Origin of the sequence: Belliella alkalica, assembly GCF_022549785.1 — a bacterium.
Taxonomy (GTDB): Bacteria; Bacteroidota; Bacteroidia; order Cytophagales; family Cyclobacteriaceae; genus Belliella; species Belliella alkalica.
The window spans coordinates 1-1,614 of the sequence record NZ_JAKZGO010000057.1 but is presented as its reverse complement, the minus strand read 5'-3'; the positions used below and the strand labels follow the sequence as shown (position 1 = coordinate 1,614).

Sequence of the window (1,614 nt, the reverse complement as noted above, 5' to 3'; positions counted from 1 at the left end):
AACATTRCCATCGTTGCCCACCTCTATACTGTAAGCAATCACATCGCCAACAGCACCGAAGCTTGTCGCCCCCGCATCGCCGTTAACCGACGTGGCAGTCTTAACTACCGATAGCGATGGGTTCAAGACAGGACCGTCTACTTCCTCTTCATCAGTCGCAGGATCCGTAGGATCGCCGTCAGGATCTGTGCCCGTCGCGCTCGCTACATTCTGCACGCTGCCGCCATCGATATCTGCCTGTGTTACTGTATAGGTCGTCGTAAAGGTCTCACTGTCACCAGGAGTCAATACTGCTATCGTCTCGCTCAGGCCTGTCAATGGATCGTTAACCGCAACATTGGTCAGGGTAACATTACCATCGTTGCCCACTTCTATACTGTACGCAATCACATCGCCAACAGCACCGAAGCTTGTCGCTCCCGCATCGCCGTTCACCGACGTGGCTGTCTTCACTACCACTAGTGATGGGTTTGAGCCAGGACCGTCTACTTCCTCTTCATCTGTCGTAGGGTCTGTAGGCTCGCCATCAGGATCTGTTCCTGTAGCACTTGCTACGTTCAATACGCTGCCTGCATCGATATCTGCCTGCGTTACTGTATAGCTCGTCGTAAAGGTCTCACTGTCACCAGGAGCCAATACTGCTATCGTCTCGCTCAGGCCTGTCAATGGATCGTTAACCGCAACATTGGTCAAGGTAACATTGCCATCGTTGCCCACCTCTATACTGTAMGCAATCACATCGCCAACAGCACCGAAGCTTGTCGCCCCCGCATCGCCGTTAACCGACGTGGCAGTCTTAACTACCGATAGCGACGGGTTCAAGACAGGACCGTCTACTTCCTCTTCATCAGTCGCAGGATCCGTAGGATCGCCGTCAGGATCTGTGCCCGTCGCGCTCGCTACATTCTGCACGCTGCCTGAATCGATATCTGCCTGTGTTACTGTATAGGTCGTCGTAAAGGTCTCACTGTCACCAGGAGTCAATACTGCTATCGTCTCGCTCAGGCCTGTCAATGGATCGTTAACCGCAACATTGGTCAAGGTAACATTACCATCGTTGCCCACCTCTATACTGTAAGCAATCACATCGCCAACAGCACCGAAGCTTGTCGCCCCCGCATCRCCGTTAACCGACGTGGCAGTCTTAACTACCGATAGCGATGGGTTCRAGCMAGGACCGTCTACTTCCTCTTCATCAGTCGTAGGATCCGTAGGATCGCCGTCAGGATCTGTGCCCGTCGCGCTCGCTACATTCAATACGCTGCCTGAATCGATATCTGCCTGTGTTACTGTATAGGTCGTCGTAAAGGTCTCACTGTCACCAGGAGTCAATACTGCTATCGTCTCGCTCAGGCCTGTCAATGGATCTTCTACCTCAATATTGGTCAGGGTAACATTRCCATTGTTGCTCACTACTATCGTGTACGCTATCACATCGTCAACAGCACTGAACTGGGTCAGGGCAGCGTCGCCGTTGATTGAACTCAACGTCTTTTCTACCGATAGCGACGGGTTCAAGACAGGACCGTCTACTTCCTCTTCATCTGTCGCAGGATCTGTAGGCTCGCCGTCAGGATCTGTGCCCGTTGCGCTCGCTACATTCAATACGCTGCC

1 protein-coding gene is annotated in these 1,614 nt (G+C 52.8%); it reads right to left on the bottom strand.

Going from position 1 to position 1,614, the window contains the following annotated elements:
• Positions 1-1,614 (bottom strand): CLIPPER-2 domain-containing protein (locus MM213_RS20570; RefSeq protein ID WP_241414766.1); only part of this gene is annotated, 1,614 nt, incomplete at both ends.